This is a genomic window from Dietzia sp. NPDC055343 (genome assembly GCF_053645265.1).
This window is the reverse complement of the sequence record NZ_JBSHMJ010000031.1, coordinates 19592-41682: the sequence shown is the minus strand read 5'-3', so window position 1 is coordinate 41682 and position 22091 is coordinate 19592. Positions and strand designations below refer to the sequence as shown.

18 protein-coding genes are annotated in these 22091 nt (G+C 69.1%); 9 read left to right on the top strand and 9 right to left on the bottom strand.

The window, feature by feature from the left end; all coding sequences use genetic code 11:
- The coding region (locus ACWIE7_RS14240) for an ATP-binding protein (protein ID WP_454069601.1) at window positions 1–169 on the bottom strand (169 nt) is incomplete at its 3' end.
- 330 nt (window positions 170–499) lie between these two features.
- A complete protein-coding gene (locus ACWIE7_RS14235; RefSeq protein WP_454069599.1) occupies window positions 500–2065 on the bottom strand; it encodes a DUF4185 domain-containing protein in 1566 nt (521 codons plus the stop codon).
- Between the two features lie 63 nt (window positions 2066–2128).
- Here ACWIE7_RS14235 and coaE point away from each other — a divergent pair, with 63 nt between their 5' ends.
- Entirely contained in the window at window positions 2129–3211 is a 1083-nt protein-coding gene (gene coaE, locus ACWIE7_RS14230; RefSeq protein ID WP_454069597.1) for a dephospho-CoA kinase, read from the top strand.
- 89 nt (window positions 3212–3300) lie between these two features.
- Here coaE and ACWIE7_RS14225 read toward each other — a convergent pair whose 3' ends face one another.
- Together ACWIE7_RS14225 and ACWIE7_RS14220 are read right to left on the bottom strand one after the other, a co-directional pair.
- Window positions 3301–4896 carry a DUF4185 domain-containing protein gene (locus tag ACWIE7_RS14225; RefSeq protein WP_454069595.1) on the bottom strand — a complete coding sequence of 532 codons (1596 nt, stop codon included), beginning with the start codon at window positions 4894–4896 and terminating at the stop codon, window positions 3301–3303.
- A gap of 3 nt (window positions 4897–4899) precedes the next feature.
- On the bottom strand, window positions 4900–6333 hold the full coding sequence (locus ACWIE7_RS14220) for a DUF4185 domain-containing protein (protein ID WP_454069593.1): 1434 nt from the start codon (window positions 6331–6333) through the stop codon (window positions 4900–4902).
- Between the two features lie 121 nt (window positions 6334–6454).
- Here ACWIE7_RS14220 and uvrB point away from each other — a divergent pair, with 121 nt between their 5' ends.
- Together uvrB and ACWIE7_RS14210 are read left to right on the top strand one after the other, a co-directional pair.
- A complete protein-coding gene (gene uvrB / locus ACWIE7_RS14215; protein ID WP_454058679.1) occupies window positions 6455–8584 on the top strand; it encodes an excinuclease ABC subunit UvrB in 2130 nt (709 codons plus the stop codon).
- Window positions 8585–8677: 93 nt separating this feature from the next.
- Window positions 8678–9127, top strand: a complete 450-nt coding sequence (locus ACWIE7_RS14210; RefSeq protein WP_230931327.1) for a universal stress protein — start codon at window positions 8678–8680, stop codon at window positions 9125–9127.
- A gap of 86 nt (window positions 9128–9213) precedes the next feature.
- Here ACWIE7_RS14210 and ACWIE7_RS14205 read toward each other — a convergent pair whose 3' ends face one another.
- From ACWIE7_RS14205 to ACWIE7_RS14190, 4 genes are all read right to left on the bottom strand, one after another.
- Window positions 9214–9636 carry a DUF732 domain-containing protein gene (locus ACWIE7_RS14205; protein ID WP_454058681.1) on the bottom strand — a complete coding sequence of 141 codons (423 nt, stop codon included), beginning with the start codon at window positions 9634–9636 and terminating at the stop codon, window positions 9214–9216.
- Window positions 9633–12068, bottom strand: a complete 2436-nt coding sequence (locus ACWIE7_RS14200) for a HelD family protein (protein WP_454058682.1) — start codon at window positions 12066–12068, stop codon at window positions 9633–9635. The genes ACWIE7_RS14205 and ACWIE7_RS14200 overlap by 4 nt, the downstream gene beginning before the upstream one ends.
- A 142-nt stretch (window positions 12069–12210) precedes the next feature.
- Window positions 12211–13260 carry a DoxX family protein gene (locus tag ACWIE7_RS14195; protein ID WP_454069591.1) on the bottom strand — a complete coding sequence of 350 codons (1050 nt, stop codon included), beginning with the start codon at window positions 13258–13260 and terminating at the stop codon, window positions 12211–12213.
- 216 nt (window positions 13261–13476) lie between these two features.
- Window positions 13477–14178, bottom strand: coding sequence for an MBL fold metallo-hydrolase (locus ACWIE7_RS14190; RefSeq protein WP_452100145.1), 702 nt, complete (start codon window positions 14176–14178; stop codon window positions 13477–13479).
- A gap of 136 nt (window positions 14179–14314) precedes the next feature.
- Between ACWIE7_RS14190 and uvrA the strand changes: the two genes are divergently transcribed.
- Window positions 14315–17383, top strand: coding sequence for an excinuclease ABC subunit UvrA (uvrA, locus tag ACWIE7_RS14185; RefSeq protein ID WP_454069589.1), 3069 nt, complete (start codon window positions 14315–14317; stop codon window positions 17381–17383).
- Between the two features lie 83 nt (window positions 17384–17466).
- Here uvrA and ACWIE7_RS14180 read toward each other — a convergent pair whose 3' ends face one another.
- Window positions 17467–17865 (bottom strand): DUF1844 domain-containing protein, encoded by a 399-nt coding sequence (locus ACWIE7_RS14180; protein ID WP_230931333.1) that lies wholly within the window; start codon window positions 17863–17865, stop codon window positions 17467–17469.
- A gap of 321 nt (window positions 17866–18186) precedes the next feature.
- On the opposite strand from ACWIE7_RS14180, the gene infC reads away from it, so the two are divergent.
- From infC to ACWIE7_RS14155, 5 genes are all read left to right on the top strand, one after another.
- Window positions 18187–18810: a translation initiation factor IF-3 gene (infC, locus tag ACWIE7_RS14175; protein WP_230931334.1), complete on the top strand. Its 624-nt coding sequence runs from the start codon at window positions 18187–18189 to the stop codon at window positions 18808–18810.
- Between the two features lie 101 nt (window positions 18811–18911).
- Window positions 18912–19106 (top strand): 50S ribosomal protein L35, encoded by a 195-nt coding sequence (gene rpmI / locus ACWIE7_RS14170; protein WP_007630819.1) that lies wholly within the window; start codon window positions 18912–18914, stop codon window positions 19104–19106.
- Between the two features lie 70 nt (window positions 19107–19176).
- A complete protein-coding gene (rplT, locus tag ACWIE7_RS14165) occupies window positions 19177–19557 on the top strand; it encodes a 50S ribosomal protein L20 (RefSeq protein WP_182632080.1) in 381 nt (126 codons plus the stop codon).
- Window positions 19558–19568: 11 nt separating this feature from the next.
- The gene (locus ACWIE7_RS14160) at window positions 19569–20429 is read left to right on the top strand and encodes a TrmH family RNA methyltransferase (RefSeq protein WP_454069587.1); all 861 of its coding nucleotides are present in this window, start codon (window positions 19569–19571) and stop codon (window positions 20427–20429) included.
- A complete protein-coding gene (locus ACWIE7_RS14155; protein ID WP_454069585.1) occupies window positions 20426–22087 on the top strand; it encodes an ABC-F family ATP-binding cassette domain-containing protein in 1662 nt (553 codons plus the stop codon). Before ACWIE7_RS14160 ends, ACWIE7_RS14155 begins: the two co-directional genes overlap by 4 nt.
- Window positions 22088–22091: the final 4 nt, after the last annotated feature.

Sequence of the window (22091 nt, the reverse complement as noted above, 5' to 3'; positions counted from 1 at the left end):
GGACCACCGCCTGCGCGATCGCGAGGCCCAGCCCGGTCGAGCCTCCGACCCGGTTGCGTGCCGAGTCGCCGCGGCTGAACCGCTGGAACAGCGACGGCAGCAGGGTCGGCGGGAGGCCGGGGCCGTCGCCTATTTGCCGCCCGCCCGCGGGTTCGGGCGATCGTTGCACAGCCGGAGTGGGCGTGTGACGCGTCGCGGTAGCGAACGTAGCCAGGGCGCCTCCCGGCGCCTGTCAACGTGGCCGGGTGGTGGTATACGACGACGACGAGGTCATCGGTCGCCGAGGATGCCCACAGCCGGGGCCCGTCCTCCGCGCTCTGCCCGAGGGGTGACTGAGGCGGGGAGGAGCCGGCGAGGGCGCAGCGGCGTTCCCGGACGGTTGCTCGAAATGAACTCACCGGCGCCGGAGGCATATAGCTCCGACGCCGGTGGGTGTTCGTCGTACGCGCCCTTCAGGAGCGCACGGCTGTGGGTCCGCGGTTCACCGCCCGAGGGCGGTTCAGCGGCCCGCCGGTTCCGTGATCGGCTCGGGTGCGGCCGGTGCGGTCTCGGCGGCCTCCTCCAGGCGCTGCTCGTCGATCACGCCCTCGTCGTTGATGGCGCCGGCCTTCACCGCCTCGCCCACGGTGATGCGGGACTGCACGTCGGTCTTGGTGTCTGCAGTGGGTGCGCCGAAGTCGAACTGGTCGAGGTCGGTGCGCAGCAGGAAGACGTTGTAGGCATCCCACGTGGAGAGTGTGTAGTAGAGGTACCTCCCGTCCGAGGTGATCGACTCCGGGTGGATCATCGGTGCGTAGGCGTTGGGGAACATGCGCCGGTTGACCAGAGTCTGGGGCTCGGACCAGGGGCCCTGTGGTTCGTTTGCGACCCTCATCGAGACGACGCCGCTCGCCATTGAGGTCAGTGCCACGTACTTGTCCAGACGCGCGTTGTACGCCACGGAAAGCTCCTCGACGGGCGCCGGCAGGATCACGTGGTTGCCGTCTGGGTCGGACTCCCAGGTGGTTCCGCCCTTGAACCACTCGTACGCGGTGGGGTCCTCGATCTTGTCGAGATCCACACGCGCGAGCGTGGCCGGCCCGCGACGCCCGGACGGGGTCATGTACTCGTACAGGTGGCCGTCGGCCTCGAGGAAGGCGCTCATCTGCATGCCGTACCAGCGGTCCTGGTCGACTGCGGGCAGGTTCTCAGCGGTGGGTGGCGTATCGAAGTCCACTGTCCGGTTCCACCCGGTGAAATTGGTGACGCGGCGCATCGAGTCGGTGAGGACGGTCCAGTGGGCGCCGCCGTCCTCCGACTTCACCAGCGCCGAGTAGTTGGTGTTCCAGCCACCCGGGGCGTTCCAGTCCCGCACGGACATGACGCGCATGTACATGGTGCCGCCGGTACTGATCGCGGCGGTGGGGATCACCGTCACCTCACCGACGCCGTTCGCCTGGTGGGCGCCCTGGACCAACGCTGCGGCATCACCGTTCGGGGCGGTGGGCCGCGCGCCGGTGATCTTCAGACCGTTCGTGGGTGTGCCGGACTTCGCCGTGAGCATGACGTTGGACCGCCAACTGTTGCCGGCCGGGGTGCAGTCGCCGAAGGTGTCCCCGAACATCACCATCGTCTCGCCGGCGTGCTCGAACATGATCCCGAGGTCGGTGCCGTGGATGTTGTACGCGGAGTCGGTCTTGGCGGGGCTGGTGGGGCCGGTGACCAGCTGGAGTACGGACGTGGCGCCCTTGAGTACGGGGATCGTGCCCTGGTTACTGGTGATCCACCGCGGGAAGTCGCGCACAGAGGCGGCCGCGGCACCGGCCACAGAGTTCGCGGCGTCGGCGAGTGAACCGGTGGTGAGGTTCACGCCCAGCGAGCCGGGCGGGAAGTTGCCGAGGAAGTTGTTGCACGGCCCGCTCTGGGACCCGGTCGATCCGGCTGAGCCGCTCGACCCGGGCAGTCCGGCGGAGCCGAGCGAGCCCGAGGACTGGGCGACGGCGGTGACCGGGGCCACGAGGGATACCGACATGACGGCCACGGGCACGGTGAGGAGAAGCGAGTTGATCGCTGAACGACGACGCATAAGGGGGAGTTTAGGGGAAGTGGTTATTGGGGTGCACATTGATGGGTCACTTACACTCCAGGCATGTTGATGGTGGGTCTGACCGGAGGGATCGGTGCCGGTAAGTCGACGGTGACCGCGGTGCTCGCTGAGGCCGGGGCGGTGATCGTCGACGCGGACCGGATCGCACGTGAGGTCGTGGAGCCGGGCACTCCGGGCCTGGCCATGCTCGTCGCCGAGTTCGGCGAGCAGATCCTCGGCGTGGACGGGGCACTGGACCGGGCGGCCCTGGCGGGGCTGGCGTTCGTGGACGCGGGGCGCACCGCCGCGCTCAACGCGATCACGCACCCGTTGATCGGCCAGCGCACCGCCGAACTGTTCGGCACGGCGCCGGAGGACGCGATCGTCGTGCACGACATGCCGTTGCTCGTCGAGGGCGGGATGACCCCGGGATACAACCTGGTGATCGTGGTGGACACGCCCGCCGATATCCGCCTACAGCGACTCGTCGAGCAGCGCGGAATGCCCGAGGACGACGCACGGGCCCGCATGTCCCGGCAGGCCACCGACGAGCAGCGGCGAGCGGTCGCCGACGTCCTGCTCGACAACTCGGGGGAGCGTCAGGTCGTCGCGGATCTGACGCGATCGCTCGTCGAGTCCCGGCTGCTGCCGTTCGAGCACAATCTCCGGACCGGCACGCCGGTGATAGGGGATCGGGCGGTCGTGCCGTTCCGTCCCGAGTGGGCGGGCGAGGCGGAGCGGGCGTCGGCGCGGCTGGGCCACGTCCTGGGGGAGGTCGCCGTGCGGATCGACCACGTCGGTCCGACCTCGGTGGGCGGACTCGATGCGCCGGACATCATCGATATCCAGGTGACGGTCCGTGATGAGGCGGGCCGGGACGCGGCACTGCGCGCGCTCACCGCCGCGGGCTGGGTGCGGGACCGTTCGAGCGAACGCCCGCTGTTCCACTGGTGCGATCCCGCGCGGCCCGTCGAGGTGTCGGTCATCGCGGAGGACGACCCGGAACACGAGTTCTCGTTGCTCATGTCGGAGGTGATCGCCGATGATCCCGCGGCCCGCGAGGAGTACGCCGGCATCCTTCGACGCGCGGATCGCGAGGAGACGCGGCAGTGGGAGCGCGCGCGATGCGCGTCTGCGCGGTCCTGACCGGGAACGCTGCCGCGCGGTCCTGAGTAACCGATGACCGGACACCTGAAGGCCCGGCTGTCGCCGGGCCCTCTGGTGTCTTCATCGGATCACTCGGTCGGGACTACCCCGTTCACCAGTTCGGAGACCGGAACCTGTCGCACGACCTCGGACTGTGCGGGCGACGCGGCCCTCGCGGTCCGCAGAGCGGAGGGGGCCGGGAACAGCTCGTTCAGGTCGGTGCGCACGAGGAACACGTTGTATGCGTTCCAGGTGGTGACCAGGTAGTACAGATCGCCACCCTGTGCCCACGGGTGCATGAAGCCCCCGTATACGCCCGGCAGCATCGAGTAATCGATCAGGGTGGTGGTGTCGCTCCACGGCCCCTCCGGGTGGTCCGCGGTGCGCATGACGATCGAGTCGAACCCCTTGGAGTACATCGCCGTGTACTTTCCCAGGTGCTCGTTCCACATGGTCGACAGCTCGCTGGCGGGGGCGGGCATCACGACGGAGGCGTCCTCGATATCGGACACCCACGCCTTCGCATCCCCGTCCCAGTAGTCGTAACCCGCCGGATCGAGCACGCCCGTGAGAAGTGTGTCGTCGGTGAGGTCGTCGTCGCCGAGTTCGGCAGCGGTGGGGGAGTCGCCCGTCGCCACCCGCGCCAGGATCACCGCGCCCTGCCGGCCCGAGGGCGTCAGATACTCGTACAGGTAGTCGTCGTCCTCGCCCTTGACGAACGAGCTCATCTGCGCGCCACGCCAGGAGCTGTCGACGGCGGGTGCGCCGTCGCCGACGGGCACCGCGTCGGTGATCGGCCGGGCCATCTCGGGCACGGGAGTCCAGTTCTCGCCGTTGTCGGTGGAGTAGGCGATGCCCGAGTAGTTAGTCGTCCACGATCCCGGCTGTCCCCAGTGCGCCACCGACATGTATCGCAGGTACTGCACCCCGTTGACGGAGATGCCCGCGGTGGGGATGATCGTCACCTCGCCGGGCTGGTCGGCCCGGGGCACGATCGACTTGGCGAGCCCGTCGGCCCCCATCGCGGCGGAGTCGATGGTGATGCCGTCGTCCAGCACGGCGTCGCCGGAGCGGAACAGGACGTTGGAGCGCCACTGGTTGCCGGGCACGGAGCAGTCGCCCATGGTGTCGCCGAAGGCCATGAGGATCTCGCGATCATCGGCGTCGCCGTTGTCCCACATGATGCCCAGGTCGGTTCCCCCGACCCCGTACTCGGCGAGGGACTCGGAGGGGCTGGTCGGGCCGGTGACCAGCTGCAGGAACTGGGTGGGGCCGCGGAGGACGGGCACGGTGCCCTCCTCGCCGGTGATCCACGGCGGCATCCCGTAGACGGAGCCCACGAGCGGATCGAGCGATCCGGAGAGACCGTTGCCGACCGACCCGGTCTCGAGCTCCTGCACGAGCGACCCGGACCGGTCCGCTGACCCCAGCGACCCGGAAGCCGAGCCCAGCGACCCGGAGTCGCCGGTTGAGCCGAGCGACCCGAGGGAGCCGGTGGCCATCCCTGCGCCGGTCCGGTGTTCGAGTAGCGAGCCGAAGTTGCCGAACATCTCGCTGCAGGGTCCGGCGTCGGCCGTGCCCGCGCCGAGTGTGCTGACGGCCGTCACCGTGGCGGCGGCGGTCACGGTGACAGCGGCCGCCGAGGCGAGGCGCCGGGCGAGGGAGGGGGTGAGGGGGCGGGTCATGTACTAGGCCTCCGGGAGGGGGATTCGGTCGACGAGAACGGTCTCGCCGGTGTCTGCGGGGTCGGGGGTGTCGCGGGTCCAGCTGTCGTCGGCGGCGCGCATGCGGGCCGCCGCGGACGGCGCCGTCCGCGCGGGGAGCTCATCGAGATCCGTCTTCATGAGGAAGACGTTGTAGGCGTCCCACGTGGACAGCGTGAAATACAGATCATCCCCGTTCGTCTTGATCGCGGGACTCCAGGGGTGCGCGAACGCCCCGTAAAGGGTGGGGAGATGGTCGTACGACAGGAGGATGTCCCTGCCCGACCACGGTCCCTGGGGCGTCGGGGCCCGGCGCATGACGACGTCGTTGTTCTGGTCGGTGTACAGCGAGATGAACTGTCCGAGGTGCTCGCTCCAGGAGACCGATAGTTCGCTCACCCGGCCGTCGAGCACCACCGTCGCGGCGTCCTGATCCGCCACCCAGCCGGTGCCGTCCCAGAATTCGTAGGCGTCCATGTCCTCGATCGAGGCCTCGTCGACGCGGGCGAGGATCGCCGAGCCGTTGCGGCCCGACGGGGTCAGGTACTCGTAGACGTGACCGTCGTGTTTGAGGAAGGCGCTCATCTGCCCGGCGGTGTGTGCGGAGTGCGGTTCCCCGAGAGCGGACGGGACCAGCGCCGGATCGCCTGTCCCCGTACGGGCGGTGCCGGCGACCTCGGTCCAGATTTCGCCGTTGTCTGTGGACTTTGCCAGGGCCGAGTAGTTGGTGGTCCACTCGCCGGGTGCGCCCCACGTCCGCACGGACATGTAGCGCACGTACTGGGTCGTCCCCACGGCGACGCCCGCGGTCGGGATCACCGTGGTCTCACCCGGGACGTTCTGCCGGGGCAGGATCGACTTGGCGATGCCCGCGCGTTCCATCGGGGCGTCGTCGATGCGCATGCCATCGGAGAGGTCGCGGTCCGAGGAGCGGAAGAGGATGTTGCTGCGCCACTGGTCGCCGTCGACGCTGCAGTCGCCCATGGTGTCGCCGAGCGCCATGTGCACCTGGTTCTTCCCGTCGGCGTTGCCGTTCTCCCAGAGTATGCCCAGGTCGGTGCCGGTTATCGCGAAGCGGTCCACGGTGTCGTTGGGGCTGGTGGGCCCGGTCAGGAGCTCGACGGTGGTGGTGCGGCCCTCCAGCACGGGGATGTATCCCGACTCGCCGTTGTGCCACGGGGTGGCGGGGTTCGACGGCGCCGCGGACGAACCGCCGAGGCTGCTCGAGCCGCCCCCGCCGCCCCCGCCGCCGGCACCCGACGGCGGCCAGGGGTCGCAGGGGGCTGCGGCCGCGATCGGCGCGGCGAGGGTGAGGGTCCCCGCCGCGAGGGCGGTGGCGGTGGCCATCGCCGCGGGTCGGCGCCCGATGCGGTATCCGGGGCGGTCGGAAGTACGACGACGACGAGGTTCATTGAACACAGGGCGACTCCAGACGGACGAGCACGATTCACGCCGATTCATGGACGGGGCGGCGATGCGGGCGGTGGAGGCGTAAACACTAGACGAGCGGGACGCGTCGCAGGCTCGTATCCTGGATGTCATGGCTTTCGCGACCGAGATCCCCGACGACGGGATCCCCGTCGACCCGACTGTCCTGTCCTACTCGGAGTTCCGTCCGATCGGCGATATCGAGCGCAGTACGGACCGTTTCGAGGTGGTCAGCGAGTTCACGCCGTCGGGCGACCAGCCCACGGCGATCGCAGAGCTGGCCGAGCGGCTGGGCCGGGGCGAGCGGGATACGGTCCTGCTCGGCGCGACCGGTACCGGCAAGTCCGCCACCACGGCGTGGCTCATCGAGCAGGTGCAGCGGCCGACACTGGTGATGGCCCCCAACAAGACGCTCGCGGCGCAGCTCGCCAACGAGTTGAGGGAGATGCTGCCCAACAACGCGGTCGAGTACTTCGTGTCCTATTACGACTACTACCAACCCGAGGCGTACATCGCCCAGACGGACACCTTCATCGAGAAGGACTCCTCCATCAACGACGATGTGGAGCGGCTCCGGCATTCGGCCACGTCCTCGCTGTTGTCTCGCCGCGACGTCGTCGTCGTCAGTTCCGTCTCCTGCATCTACGGCCTGGGCACCCCGCAGTCCTACCTCGACCGCTCAGTGGCGCTGTCCGTCGGGCAGGAGGTCGACCGCGACCAGCTGCTCCGGCTCCTCGTCGACGTGCAGTACGAGCGTAACGACGTCTCGATGACCCGCGGGACGTTCCGGGCCAAGGGCGACACCGTCGACATCATCCCCACCTACGAGGAACTCGCCGTCCGCATCGAGTTCTTCGGCGACGAGGTCGACGCCCTGTACTACATCCACCCGCTCACCGGGGACGTGGTGCGCAAGGTCGACGAGGTGCGCATCTTCCCGGCCACCCACTACGTCGCGGGTCCGGAGCGCATGGCCAGGGCGATCGCCTCCATCGAGGAGGAACTGGAGGGGCGGCTCGCGGAACTGGAGAACCAGGGCAAGCTGCTCGAGGCCCAGCGGCTTCGCATGCGCACCACCTACGACATCGAGATGATGCAGCAGGTCGGCTTCTGCTCCGGCATCGAGAACTACTCGAGGCACATCGACGGGCGCGCGGCGGGCAGTTCGCCGGCGACACTGATCGACTATTTCCCGGAGGACTTCCTCACGGTGATCGACGAGTCCCATGTGACCGTCCCCCAGATCGGGGCGATGTACGAGGGCGACGCCTCCCGCAAGCGCAATCTCGTGGACTTCGGGTTCCGGCTGCCGTCCGCGCTGGACAACCGGCCGCTCACCTGGGAGGAGTTCTCCGAGCGGGTGGGGCAGACCGTTTACCTGTCCGCCACGCCGGGCAACTACGAGATGGGGCAGACCGGCGGCGAGTTCGTCGAGCAGGTGATCCGTCCGACCGGGCTGGTCGACCCGAAGGTGGTGGTCAAGCCGACCAAGGGCCAGATCGATGACCTGGTGGGGGAGATCCGGGCGCGCGCCGAACGGGACGAGCGGGTGCTGGTCACCACGCTGACCAAGAAGATGGCCGAGGATCTAACCGACTACCTGCTCGAACTGGGCGTTCGCGTGCGCTACCTGCACTCGGAGATCGACACGCTGCAGCGTGTGGAGTTGCTGCGTGATCTCCGGCGCGGCGAGTACGACGTGCTGGTGGGCATCAACCTCCTCCGCGAGGGACTCGACCTGCCGGAGGTCTCGCTGGTGGCGATCCTCGACGCGGACAAGGAGGGCTTCCTCCGGTCGAGCACCTCGCTCATCCAGACCATCGGTCGTGCCGCGCGAAACGTCTCCGGCGAGGTCCACATGTACGCGGACCGGATCACCGACTCCATGCAGCACGCGATGGAGGAGACCGATCGGCGCCGCGAGAAGCAACTCGCCTACAACGCCGAGCACGGGATCGACCCCCAGCCGCTGCGTAAGAAGATCGCCGACATCCTCGATCGGGTCGGGGAGGATCGGCCCCTGACGGGCGATGCCCAGGAGCGCCGCGAACTCGTCGGCGCCCGCGCGGTGGGCGATGCCGCCCGTCCTCGGCAGGAGTTGGAGAAGCTCATCGAGGAGATGACCGAGCAGATGGTTTCTGCGGCTACAGATCTGCGGTTTGAGCTGGCCGGACGCCTCCGGGACGAGATCGCGGAGCTCCGTAAGGAACTCAAGGGTATGCGCGAGGCCGGTATCGAGTGATAGCTCATCTGTGATGTGACACGCTTACCCCCTACGGTGGCGGCCTCTGCCGTCTACGCTGGATGAAACGTGTTCCCTAGGAGAGGACTGAGAATGAGCGCCTACACCAAGGTGATCGTGGGGACGGACGGGTCCGAGTCGTCGTACCGTGCGGTCGAACGTGCCGCGGTTCTGGCGGCCGACGCGTCCGCGACCCTGGTGGTGGCCTGCGCGTACGTGCCGGCCGATCAGCGGTCGGTCAGCCAGGTGGCGGATCAGATGGGCGAGGACGCCTACCAGATCCGTGGCGACAATCCCGCCGAGGACATCGTCCGCGGCGCCAAGGACAGGGCCCACGCCGCGGGCGCCACCGAGATCGAGGTGCGCACCGTCAAGGGCGCCCCGGTCGAGTCGCTCATCTCCCTGGCGGAGGAGACCGGCGCCGACCTGCTGGTCGTGGGCAACAAGGGTCTCAACTCGCTCACCGGTCGGCTCCTGGGTTCGGTGCCCGCCGACGCCGCGCGTCGCGCCACCTGCGACGTGCTCATCGTCCACACCACCTAGCAGCACGCCCGGCCAGGGAACCGTGGGCATCGTTCGGCACGGAACTCCGGGGGCGGGGCGCTCGTCTTGAATCGAGGCCGGCCGGATCAGTCGCAGAGGTGAGCCCGGCTGGCCTCCACGATGGTGCGACCGACGCGGTCGGTGTCCTGGTCCCTGCTCTGTGTGGCGATCGCGCTGCTGAGGGGGCGGATCTGGTCGAGAATGGTCTCGGTGTCGACACCTTCCGCGGTGTTCTCGCAGATCCCGATCCCCACCTCGACAGTGGTTTCGGCGCTCATGCCGGTCGGCAGCCCGAACTCCGCGAGATCATCGAGAAACGCCTGCTCGGCGTCGGTCCTCGTCTCCGGTGCGGGGTCGGCAGGTGCCGGCGCGCTGTTCGCCTTCACGGAGGTGGGGGAGTCGGCGGCGGTCTCCGACGCCTCCTCGGCCGCCTGACCGCACCCGCCGGCGGCCAGCGCGAGGATGAGGAGGGCCGGCACCACCCGGACGCGATCCGGAACGGACCTCATGCGGTGAGTTCCTCTCTGCTGCCGGCCAGCGTGTCCCGGATCTCCGCGAGCAGGGGGCCGAAACCTCCTGGCTGGGCCAGGACCAGCTCCTGCGTCGCCCGGGTCGTACCCACGTAGAGGTCCTGGAGACCCTGGGGCGAGCGTGCCAGGATCTGTTCGGGATCGATCACCACCACCACGTCGAACTCGAGCCCCTTGGCCAACGCCAGCGGCAACACGGACGTGCCCGGGCGGACGCGCTCGACCGCCTCGCGAAGATCCGGATAACCGGTCGACGCGGCGGAATCGTTCACGCCACCGACGTCGGCGGTGCCGTGACCGTCCTCCGGGTGGACGCCGTTGTCGTCGTCGTACTCGTTCCCATCCGGGACCACCACCGCCACGGCCCGCTCGGGCGATACGGCGGTGACCCGCTGCACCACCAGATCCACCAACGACGCGGCGTCCGGTTCCGCCCACTCCACCGGGTGCCGGCCCTGACGGACCGGACGCGGCGACGTCGCCGCGGGGTCGATCTCGGCGAGCAACGCCTCGGCCACCGCCGACACGGTCGCCGGGGTCCGGTAGTTGACGGTGAGCTCGCACAGCACCCACCGGTCGTCCACATACGGCGACAGCGCGTCGCCCCACGAGTCGATACCCGCCGGGCTCGACGTCTGGGCCACATCGCCCACCAGGGTCATCCAGCGGTTGGGGGAGCGGCGCATGAGAGTGCGCCACGCCATCGCCGACAGCTCCTGCGCCTCGTCGACGATCACGTGCCCGAACGCCCACGTCCGGTCAGCACCGGCGCGGTCGGCGACGGTGAGATCGGAATCCGCGCTGTGCCGACGGGCCAGCGACTCCGCATCCACCACGTCGTACGCCATGAGCACCTCGGGGTCGAGATCATCCTCGATGTCCTGGACCGCGGAACCGGTGAGGATCTCGAGTGCCTCCTCCGCCTGACGGACCTGCTCGGCCCACGCGCGATCGGCCTCGGTGCCCTCCTCCGACGGGTCGTCGCCGAGGAGCTCCGCCAGCTCGTCCAACAGCGGGACGTCGGCCACCGAGAAGGCGTAACCGTCCTCGCGGAACAGCGCCTCCTGGTCCTCTGCCACATAGTCGCCGGCGGCCTCGGTGATCCGCTCACGACTCGACAGGAGCTCCGCGAGAAGCCGCTCGGGTCGCAGTACCGGCCACCACTCGTCGATGGCCTCGCCCACCTCGACGGACTCCTCGACTTCCGTCCGGAGAGCGGCCCGGTCCTCGGCGTCCAACAGGGGGCGGGCCGGATCGCCCAGATCGCCCAGGCCGTCGCCCCGGGGTGCCCACGCCTCGTCCTCCGCGTCACCCACGGGATCGGTCAGGGCGGCCATGTACTGCTCGGTCAGTGCCTCCGTGATCCGCGTCGCGAACGCGTCCCGCGCCTGATTGTGCGGGCGGCGCGTCATCCGGGCCCGGCCGCGCGCGGCACGGACCGTCGCCGGTTCCAGGACCAGCCGGTGGCCGTCGACGTGGACCTCCACCTCGTCCGCGGGGGCGAGCTGGCGTGCCCGCACCGCGGCCCTGAGGATGTCGACCATCGCCTCCGAGCCCTTGACCTCTTCGCCGCGCAGGGACTCGGGACCGGTCGCCCTCACCCCGGGGTAGAGGTCCCCGAGAGTCCGCAGAACGACCCCCGACTCGCCGAGGGACGGGAGGACGCGGGCGATGTAGTCGAGGAACCGCGGGTTCGGGCCCACGATGAGCACGCCGCTGCGGTCCAGCCGCTGGCGATGGGTGTAGAGCAGGTAGGCGGCGCGATGAAGCGCCACCGCGGTCTTCCCGGTGCCGGGGCCACCCTGGACCACCAGGACCCCGGAGTGTGGGTTACGGATGATCTCGTCCTGCTCGCGCTGGATGGTGGCGACGATGTCCGTCATGTGGCCGGAACGGGCCGCGTCCAGCGCCTCGAGCAGCGCGGACTCACCCACCACGTCGTCGTGGTCCTCCGGCACGTCGCCGTCCACCGGGGCGGTGAGGAACTCATCGTGCACGCCGATCACCCGGCGGCCGATCGTGCGCAGATGGCGACGCCGGTGGGCCCCCTCCGGGCGGGCCGTCGTGGCCAGGTAGAAGGGCCGGCTGTGGTCGGCGCGCCAGTCGAGGAGAAGCGTCGTGAGGTCCTCGTCGTCGTCCCTCAGTCCCACGCGGCCGATCCGGCGGACCTCGCCGTCCTCCATGTCCAGGCGCCCGAAGTACAGGCCCAGGTTGGCGGCGTTGAAGGACGCGAGCTCCGACGAGTACAGGCGGGCGAACGACTCGCGCTCGGATCGGGCCTGGGGCGTCCCTCCTGTCCCGCGGAGAACGGCGTCGAGCCGCGCGCGGGTGTCCTTGCGCAACTCCTCGAGCCGGTCGAGGAGTCGACCGAGGTGTTCTTGCTCCTCGGCGAGGGCATCGTTTCCCGTCACGGGCGCTCCTTCCCTGGTGGACGGCTCTGGGCAGGACGTCCAGGCTACCGGTATTCGCGACAGGAGCGACGACGACGACCCCGCCCGTCGACGGGCGGGGTCGTCACTGGACCCGGGCGGCCCAGGGTGGGCCGGGGTGGCGTCAGGGCGCGATTGCCCTGGCCGCCTTCTTGCGCAGTTTGTCGCTCTTCTTCCGGGCGTCGGCGCCGGCCTTGCGGGCACGCTTCTCGGTCTTGCCGCCCCGCTTCTCGGCCGCCTTGCGGGCGTCCTTCGCGGTCTTGCGCACGGCCGAGGTGTCGATCTCCTCGACCCGGTCGGCCACGTTCGCCGCCACGGACCCGGCGCGGTCACGCGCCTGCGCAGCGAGCGGTCCGGCCTCCTCCACGGCGAGGTGTGCGGCGGTGGTGGCGCGCTCTCGTGCCTCTGCCGCGTACGGGGCGACCTGCTCGCGGGCGTCGGCGACGCGGTCGCGCACCTGAGCGGCGATGACCGGGGCCTTGGACTTCACCAGTCCGGCGATGCCCGACGCCTGGTCACGAACCTGCTCGGCCACCTCGGGGGCCCGCTCGCGGACCTGTTCGGCCACCTCGGGCGCCTTGTCGCGGACGGTGTCGGCCGCGTCGCGCGCCTGGTCGGCCACGGTGTGCGCCACCCCGGCAACAGCCGAGCCGGCGGTGAGGGCCTCCGCCTTCGCCCCGGGCAACCTGGCCGCGACCTTGTCCCTGGCCTTGCCGGCGCGCCAGGCCAGCCCCGGCTGGCCGGCGGTGTCGGCGGAGGCGATCAGCAGTGCGCCGAGCAGTGCGACATCGGTTGCCAGGCCGGTCGTCTTACGGCTGCGCGCCGCCGGATCGGACTCCGTCCAGAACGCGTGACGACTGACCGTCGAGGGCACGTGTGACGCGGTCAGGGCGAGGGCCGACAACCGCGGCGCCTTGCCCAGGGCGAAGAGAGCGCCCGCACCGATCTTGACCCCGGCGAGTGCCTTGACGAGGGTCTCGGTGTCCTTGGGGACGGGCGGCACGGTCGTGTTGACGCGCTCGTTGACCGCCTGCTCCCCCTTCTCCACCAGCGGGGTGGCCTGGTCGACCAGCGGGGCCGCATCGGCGACATGGGCCTGGGGATTACGCAACGTCTCGATGCCGTCGATGACGAAAACCGAGGCGAGCATTGGTCGTGCGAGTCGTCGGATCATCGTTCCTCCTGAATCAGTGGGAGTGCGTGCTCGAACCTAGTGCGAACTCGGGTGCCGCGCCTCCGATCGCGTCATCCCGGGTCGGTGTCGACGATGTCCGACAGGGGATGGGCTGCGGGAATCGTGTGACGAGTGGGATTGATAACGATTCGGATATGGCCGTCGCGACGGTTCGGTCGGGTGGCCGGAGCGGCGATCACCGATGTCCTTCTCCCGTCACCAGCCGCGGTCCCGCCACTCGGCCAGGTGCGGGCGCTCGGCCCCCACGGTGGTGTCGTCGCCGTGCCCGGGGTGGACCACCACGTCGTCCTCGAGCTCCGCGAACACCCGCGACTCCAGGTCGCTCATGAGACGGTCGAAGTCCTCCGGTGAGCCTGTCTTGCCCGGGCCGCCTGGGAACAGCGAATCACCCGAGATCAGGTGGGTGCCCTCGTCCGTCCTCAGCAGCAGGGCGATGCCGTCCGGGGTGTGCCCGCGCAACCCGATCACCTCGAGCCGCAGATCGCCGACGGTGAGCTGGTCCCCATGGGACGCATGACGATCGGTGGGGATGTCGATCGACCCGGCGTCACCAGGGGAGGCGATGGTGGTGAGACCGAGCGCCTCCACCGTCTCCGCGAGCCCGATCCAGTGGTCGGCGTGCAGGTGGGTCGTGAGCACCTCCTTGAGCGACGGGGCGTGCTCACGCAGGTGGGCGATCAGCTGAGGCGCGTCGTTGGCCGCGTCGACGAGGAGGACGTCGCCCGTCGCGACCGACTCGACGATGTACACGTTGTTGTCCATCTCGCCGACGGAGATCTTGGTCAGGCGGGCAGGACCCACGGTCCAGCGCTCGCCGGTGAGACGGCCGTCGAGACGGCCGGTGTAACCCTCGGTGAGGGTGATTCGGTCAGGGATTGGCGTGGTGGAAGTCGACATAGCTGCAGGCTACCGACGCTGCCGGTGGTCGGGGACCGGAAACATGTCGGACGACGTTGGTACCTTCGTGTGCGGGAACGGCGGCCATGCGGCACGTACGGCAATGTGGCGACCTCCCCCCGGAAGGAGAACCCCCATGGTGGACCGGCTGGTCGTCCGCGGCGCACGTGAGCACAACCTCAAGGGCGTGGATATCGACGTCCCCCGAGAGGCGTTGATCGTGTTCACCGGTCTGTCGGGGTCGGGCAAATCCTCGCTGGCGTTCGACACGATCTTCGCGGAGGGGCAGCGGCGCTATGTCGAGTCCCTCTCGGCGTATGCGCGGATGTTCCTCGGCCAGATGGACAAACCGGATGTCGACTTCATCGAGGGTCTCTCCCCGGCGGTGTCGATCGACCAGAAGTCCACCAACCGGAACCCGCGCTCGACCGTCGGCACCATCACCGAGGTGTACGACTATCTCCGGTTGCTGTACGCCCGGGCCGGCGTCCCGCACTGTCCCACCTGTGGTGAGGAGGTGTCGCGGCAGACGCCCCAGCAGATCGTCGACCAGATCCTGGAGGGCGAGGAGGGCGTCCGCTTCCAGGTCCTGGCGCCGGTGGTCCGTACACGCAAGGGCGAGTTCGTGGACCTCTTCGCCCAGCTCGCCGCTGACGGGTACAGCCGCGTCCGGGTGGACGGGGAACTGCACACCCTCGCGGAGCCCCCGACGCTGAAGAAGCAGGAGAAGCACGACATCGAGGTGGTGGTGGACCGTCTCGCCGCCAAGCCGTCCGCACGGCAGCGGCTCACCGATTCCGTGGAGACCGCGCTCGGCCTCGCGGACGGTGTGATCGTGATCGACTACGTGGATCTCGAGGAATCGGACCCGGGCCGGCGTCGGCGCTTCTCCGAGCACATGGCCTGCCCCAACGGTCACCCCATCGCCCTGGACGACATGGAGCCCCGGGCGTTCTCGTTCAACTCGCCGTACGGTGCGTGCCCGGTGTGTGACGGTCTCGGATCGCACCTCGAGGTCGATCCGGACCTAGTGGTACCCGATCCGGAGGTCTCTCTCGCGGACGGTGCGATCGCCCCGTGGGCGGGCGGCCAGAGCGCGGACTACTTCCAGCAACTCCTGACCGGACTTGCTGACGACATGGGTTTCGACCTCCGCACCCCGTGGCAGGAGCTGCCCGCGAAGGTGCGTAAGGCCGTTCTCGGCGGTGCCTCGACCAAGGTCCGCGTGCGCTACCGCAACCGCTACGGGCGGGTGCGGACGTACGACGCCAAGTTCGAGGGCGTCATGTCGTTCCTCAAGCGCCGGCTCGAGCAGACCGAATCGGAGTCGCAGAAGGAGCGGTACCAGGGCTACATGCGCGAGGTGCCGTGTCCCGCGTGCGAGGGCACCCGTCTCAAGCCCGAGATCCTCGCGGTGACCCTGAGCGGTCACGGCGGGCACGAGCGCTCGATCGCCGATATCAGCAGGATGTCCGTCGCGGACTGCGCAGCCTTCCTCGACGGGCTCGAACTGAACGCCCGGCAGGCCATGATCGCCGGCCGCGTGCTCAAGGAGATCCAGGCGCGCATGGGCTTCCTGCTCGACGTCGGGCTGGACTACCTGTCGCTCGACCGCGTTGCCGGAAGCCTGTCGGGCGGCGAGGCACAGCGCATCCGGTTGGCCACCCAAATCGGTTCGGGTCTGGCGGGGGTGCTCTACGTGCTCGACGAGCCGTCCATCGGGCTCCACCAGCGCGACAACCGACGCCTCATCGACACCCTGGTGCGTCTGAGGGACCTCGGGAACACCCTCCTGGTGGTCGAACACGACGAGGACACGATCAGGGCCGCCGACTGGATCGTCGATATCGGACCTCTCGCCGGCGAGCACGGTGGCCGGGTCGTCCACTCCGGTGACTACGAGGGGCTGCTGGCCAACACCGAATCACTCACCGGTGACTACCTCGCTGGTCGACGCTCCATCGCGCTCCCGCAGTCTCGCCGTGAACGCGATCCGGACAAGCAGTTGCGGGTGCGTGGCGCCCGCGAGAACAACCTCAGGAACGTGGACGTGGTGTTCCCCGGCGGCGTGCTGTGTGCGGTCACGGGAGTATCCGGATCGGGCAAGTCGACCCTGGTCAACGACATCCTCGCGACGGCGCTGGCCAACCAGCTCAACCGGGCCCGGCAGGTCCCGGGGAGGCACTCCGGGATCGACGGCGTGGAGTCGTTCGACAAGTTGGTGCAGGTGGACCAGTCGCCGATCGGCCGGACGCCCCGGTCCAACCCGGCCACCTACACGGGCGTGTTCGACAAGATCCGCACCCTTTTCGCCGCCACCACAGAGGCCAAGGTCCGGGGCTACAAGCAGGGGCGGTTCTCGTTCAACGTCAAGGGCGGCCGCTGCGAGGCGTGCCAGGGCGACGGCACGTTGAAGATCGAGATGAACTTCCTGCCGGACGTCTACGTCCCGTGCGAGGTCTGCCACGGAGCGCGGTACAACCGCGAGACCCTCGAGGTGCACTACAAGGGCAAGACCATCGCCGAGGTGCTGGACATGCCGATCGAGGAGGCTTGTGAGTTCTTCGAGCCGATCACCTCGATCCACCGCTACCTCAAGACGCTCACCCAGGTCGGTCTCGGATACGTGCGGCTCGGTCAGTCCGCACCCACACTGTCCGGAGGCGAGGCGCAACGCGTCAAGCTCGCCGCCGAGCTGCAGAAGCGATCCAGCGGACGGACCGTCTACATCCTCGACGAGCCCACCACGGGCCTGCACTTCGAGGACATCACCAAGCTTCTCCTGGTCATCCAGGGGCTGGTGGACAAGGGCAACACGGTGATCGTCATCGAGCACAACCTCGATGTCATCAAGAGCGCCGACTGGGTGATCGACATGGGGCCCGAGGGTGGTGCAGGCGGCGGAATGGTGGTCGCCGAGGGCACGCCTGAACAGGTGGCGCGGGTGCCGGAGAGTCACACTGGGCGCTTCCTCGCCGAGATCCTGCCCGCCGGATCGCCGAGCGGTGAGGACGCAGCGGGCGATTCAGCGCCGGGCCCGGCCACGAAGCCGGCGGCCAAGACCGCGGCGAAAAAGTCCGCGGCCAAGGCGACACCCAAGAAGTCCACTTCAACGAAGTCGGCAGGGCAGAAGACCTCGGCGCAGAAGACCTCGGCGCAGAAGACCGCGGCCAAGGCCGCGCGAAAGGCCAGGTCGCTTCGCTGACACGCAAGGGCCGCCCCGGGGCGTTTCTGTCCCGGGGCGGCCCTGATGTGCGTGGGCGGGATCACGGTCCCGCGGGAAGTGAGTCAGTAGACGGGGCCGGTGAACTTCTCTCCGGGTCCCTCGCCGGGCGGATCGGGGTAGGCGCTGGCCTCGCGGAAGGCGCGCTGCAGGCCCTGCAGGCCGTCGCGCACCACGCTCGCCTGCGGGCCGAGGTGCTCGGCGGACCCGGCGACGAGGCCGGCCAGGGCGGTGACGAGCTTGCGGGCCTCGTCGAGATCGAGGTGGGCGCTGGCCGTCGGCTCATCGTCGGAGAGTCCGAGCTTCTCCGCGGCCGCGCTCATGAGAACGACGATGGACCGGAAGATGACTTCCTGAGCGGAGACGTCGGCCAGATCGACGATCTCGACCTCACGGGCATCGACGTGCTCCTCGAGGGGGCTGTCCGAGGCCTGGTCGGCGGATGCTGGCTGGTCGGTGGTCATGGCGAATACTGTCCCACGGACGGCCCGGTCGCGCGTGCACGGGCACCGGTTTGGGGGTCCCCGCCGAACCTGGTATTCTCTACCTCGACTGTGGGATCCCGTTAAGCAATGGGGTCCATCGTCCAAGAGGAGCCTGATCTCCCACCATCCGACGCCAGTAGGGTTGTTTGATGGTCACCACCCCCGGCGAGGGGTCTGCGAAATATGGCAGACGTATCTTCGACGAGGGTGAGGAGTGAGAGGCCCCGGGTATTCGTACCGTGGGGCCTTCTCGGTTTTCCCGACGTTCGTCGGGGCGACCGGGGTCCCTCGAGGGCGCAGGTGCGATCACGCGAGTGGTCGACAGCACACACGCACCGTTACTACCGAGGAGGGCCCATCAGCGCCGAAGCACGTATCAACGAACGAATCCGTGTCCCCGAAGTCCGACTCGTCGGCCCCGGGGGCGAGCAGGTGGGGATCGTTCGCGTCGAGGATGCACTTCGTCTGGCCCTGGAGGCCGATCTGGACCTCGTTGAGGTCGCGCCCAACGCCCGCCCGCCGGTCTGCAAGATCATGGACTACGGCAAGTTCAAGTACGAGGCCGCGCAGAAGGAACGCGAGGCCCGGAAGAACCAGCAGCAGACCGTCGTGAAGGAGCAGAAGCTCCGTCCGAAGATCGATACGCATGACTACGAGACCAAGAAGGGGAACGTCGTCCGTTTCCTGGAGAAGGGCTCCAAGGTCAAGGTCACGATCATGTTCCGCGGCCGTGAGCAGTCACGGCCCGAGCTCGGGTTCCGTCTGCTGCAGCGGCTCGCGGACGACATCACCGACTACGGATACGTCGAGACCAGCGCCAAGCAGGACGGCCGCAACATGACGATGGTCGTGGCCCCCCATCGCGGCGCGAAGACCCGCGCCAAGGCGCAGGACTCGAAGGTCACCGACCCCGCTTCGGAGTAGTCCGCCCGGCTCTGAAACGCCGAACCAGACCCCGGACGTCCGCCGTCCGCCCCCCGAGACCCCACCGGGTCCCGGGACGAACCATGTGAGGAAGACCGATCATGCCGAAGATGAAGACCCACAAGGGCACCGCCAAGCGTTTCCGGAAGACCGGAACCGGCAAGCTGGTCCGCCAGCAGGCCAACCGCCGCCACATCATGGAGAAGAAGCCCACCAAGCGCACCCGTCGTCTCGACGGCCGCACCGACGTCGCCCCGGCCGACGTGCCCCGCATCAAGCGGCTCCTCGGGCTCTGAGCCCCTTCCCATACGTAGAACTTTCGGTCACCGCAGCAGGTGGCCACCCCAGACCAGTGAGGATTGACCAGTGGCACGCGTGAAGAGGGCCGTCAACGGCCAGAAGAAGCGTCGGACCGTACTCGAGTCCACCAAGGGCTACCGCGGGCAGCGTTCGCGGCTGTACCGCAAGGCCAAGGAGCAGATGCTCCACTCGATGAACTACAGCTACCGCGATCGTCGCCAGCGCAAGGGCGACTTCCGCAAGCTGTGGATCTCGCGCATCAACGCGGCGGCCCGCGCCAACGACATGACGTACAACCGCTTCGTCCAGGGCCTCAAGCTCGCCGGCGTCGAGGTCGACCGCAAGGTCCTCGCCGATCTCGCCGTCACCGACCCGGCCGCCTTCACGGCGCTGGTCGAGGTCGCGCGCAAGGCCCTCCCGGCCGACGTCAACGCTCCGGCGGCCTGACCTTCCGCGAATTGACGCATCACACCTCGCCCGGGCAGGGCACGCAGCGACGACCCGCGGATCCGTTCACCGAACGGACCCCGCGGGTCGTTTCTGCGTCGAAGCTCCACCGGGCGGCATCCAGACGTAAGGCCGGCCGCTTCCTCGCGGAGGGCGCGAACTCGGTCGAGGCGGCCCTGGCGACCGACCGTGCGCTGGAGGTCTTCTGCGACGAGGACGCTGCCGATCGGTTCTCCGCCCTCATCGACACTGCCCGCGGACGCGGCGTTCGGGTCTCCATGGTGACCGCGCGGGCGATGCGATCCCTCGCGGATACCGTGACGCCGTCCGGGATCGTCGCGCTGTGTCGGACCCTCGTTGTCGAATCCGGGCACGATCCGGCCGACACCGCCGGGTCGCACCCGGCACGGCTCGTGGCGATCGGGCAGGCCCTGGCCGAACCCGGCAACGTCGGCACCCTCATCCGCGTCTCGGATGCGCTCGGCGCCGACGCGGTATGGCTCACCGAGGGCTCGGTGGATCCCGAGAACCCCAAGGCGGTCCGCGCGTCCGCGGGGAGTCTTTTCCATCTACCGGTCGTGCGGGGCATCGCCGAGTCGGGGCTGGTTGCGCGCGCCCACGCCAGTGGGTTACAGATCGCCGTGGCGACCGCCGACGGCGAGGTGGACATCGAGCACGCCGACGAGATCCTGTCGCGCCCGACCGCCTGGATCTTCGGCAATGAGGCGCACGGGGTGCCCGCTGCGCTGGCCGCGGCCGCCGACGTGCGGGTCCGCATTCCGATCCGCGGGCGAGCGGAGAGCCTGAACATCGTCAGTGCCGCCTCGATCTGTCTCCACACCAGCGCCCGTCTGCAGGGCGCCGGGTTGTGACGGCCACGTTGACGGCACGTGGGGTCGGGGCCACCCGCGGTGCACGGACACTCTTCGACGGGCTCGATCTCGTCGTCGCCGCCGGTGACGTCTGGGGACTGACCGGCCCCAACGGTGCCGGTAAATCCACGCTGCTCCACGCGCTCGCCGGTGCTCCCGATGCGGAGATGTCCGGTCGGATCACCGTGAGCCCACCGGAGGCGACCGTCGGAGTGTTGCGCCAGGAGGTGGAGAGCGACGACGACGAGCTCGTCCGTTCACTCCTGCACCGGGTGACCGGTGTGGCGCGAGCCCAGACGCTCATGGACGGTTTGGCCGAGCAGATGGCGGAGTCGGACGCGGCCGCCGAGGCCTACGGGGATGCCCTCGAGCGATGGCTGGCCCTCGGAGGCGGCGACCTGGACGAGCGGATCCCGGTTGTGGCCGCACGACTCGGGCTCGACGAGCAGGTTCTGGGCCTTCCGGTCGCGGCGCTGTCCGGTGGGCAGGCGGCCCGGGTCAACCTCGCGGCGGTACTGCTCAGTCAGTACGACATCCTGCTGTTGGACGAGCCGACCAACGACCTCGACCTGGCGGGGCTCGACGTGCTCGAGGAGTTCATGCGATCCGAGCGGCGGCCGATGGTCGTGGTCAGTCATGACCGTGAGTTCCTCGCCCGCTGCGTCACGGGGATTGTCGAGCTCGATGCGGCGCAGCGACAGATCACCGTGTTCGACGGCGGATACGAGTCCTACCTTGCCGAACGGGCCCTGTCGCGTCAGCGCGCCCGCGAGGCGTATGAGGAGTACGCGGGGCGGGTTGATCAGCTCGCCAGCCGCATCCAGACGCAGAAGACGTGGCTGGACAAGGGCGTGCGAAACACGATGCGCAAGTCCGGCGGTAGAGACGCTGAGCGCGACAAACACATCCGCAACCGGGCCGGGCAGCGCTCGGAGAAGCAGGCGGCCAAGATCGCGCAGTCCGAGCGGGCCATGGAGCGGCTCGAGGTGGTGGCCGAGCCCCGCAAGGAGTGGGAGCTGCGGATGGAGATCGCGTCGGCGCCGCGTTCCGGCTCGGTGGTGGCCGTGCTCGACGAGGCGCTCGCCCGACAGGGCGACTTCGTGCTGGGCCCGGTGACGCTGCAGATCGATGCCGGCGACCGGGTCCTCATCAGCGGCGCCAACGGGTCCGGCAAGTCGACACTGCTCTCGCTCCTCCTGGGCGATCGCACGCCGGGGTCCGGGCGGGTCACCCTCGGTTCCTCCGTCGAGGCGGGGCGGGTTGATCAGGCGCGCGCCGCGTTCGCCGGTCCGGATGAGCTCCTCGACGTCTTCTGCGCCGCTGCTGACCCGGACGGGGCCGACCCCACCGAGGCCCGGACGCTGCTCGCCAAGTTCGGTCTCGGCGGCGAGCACGTGTCGCGACTGTGCGATTCACTCTCACCGGGTGAGCGGACCCGCGCGGCGCTGGCTCTCCTGCAGCACCGCGGCGTGAACCTGCTGGTGCTGGACGAACCCACCAACCACCTAGATCTCCCCGCCATCGAGCAGCTCGAGGAGGCGGTCGAGAACTTCGACGGCACCGTCCTGCTGGTGACGCATGACCGGCGTATGCGTGATGCCTTCCGGTCGACTCGTGAGCTCCTGGTGGACGCGGGCACCGTCCGCGAGCAACGCTGACCCG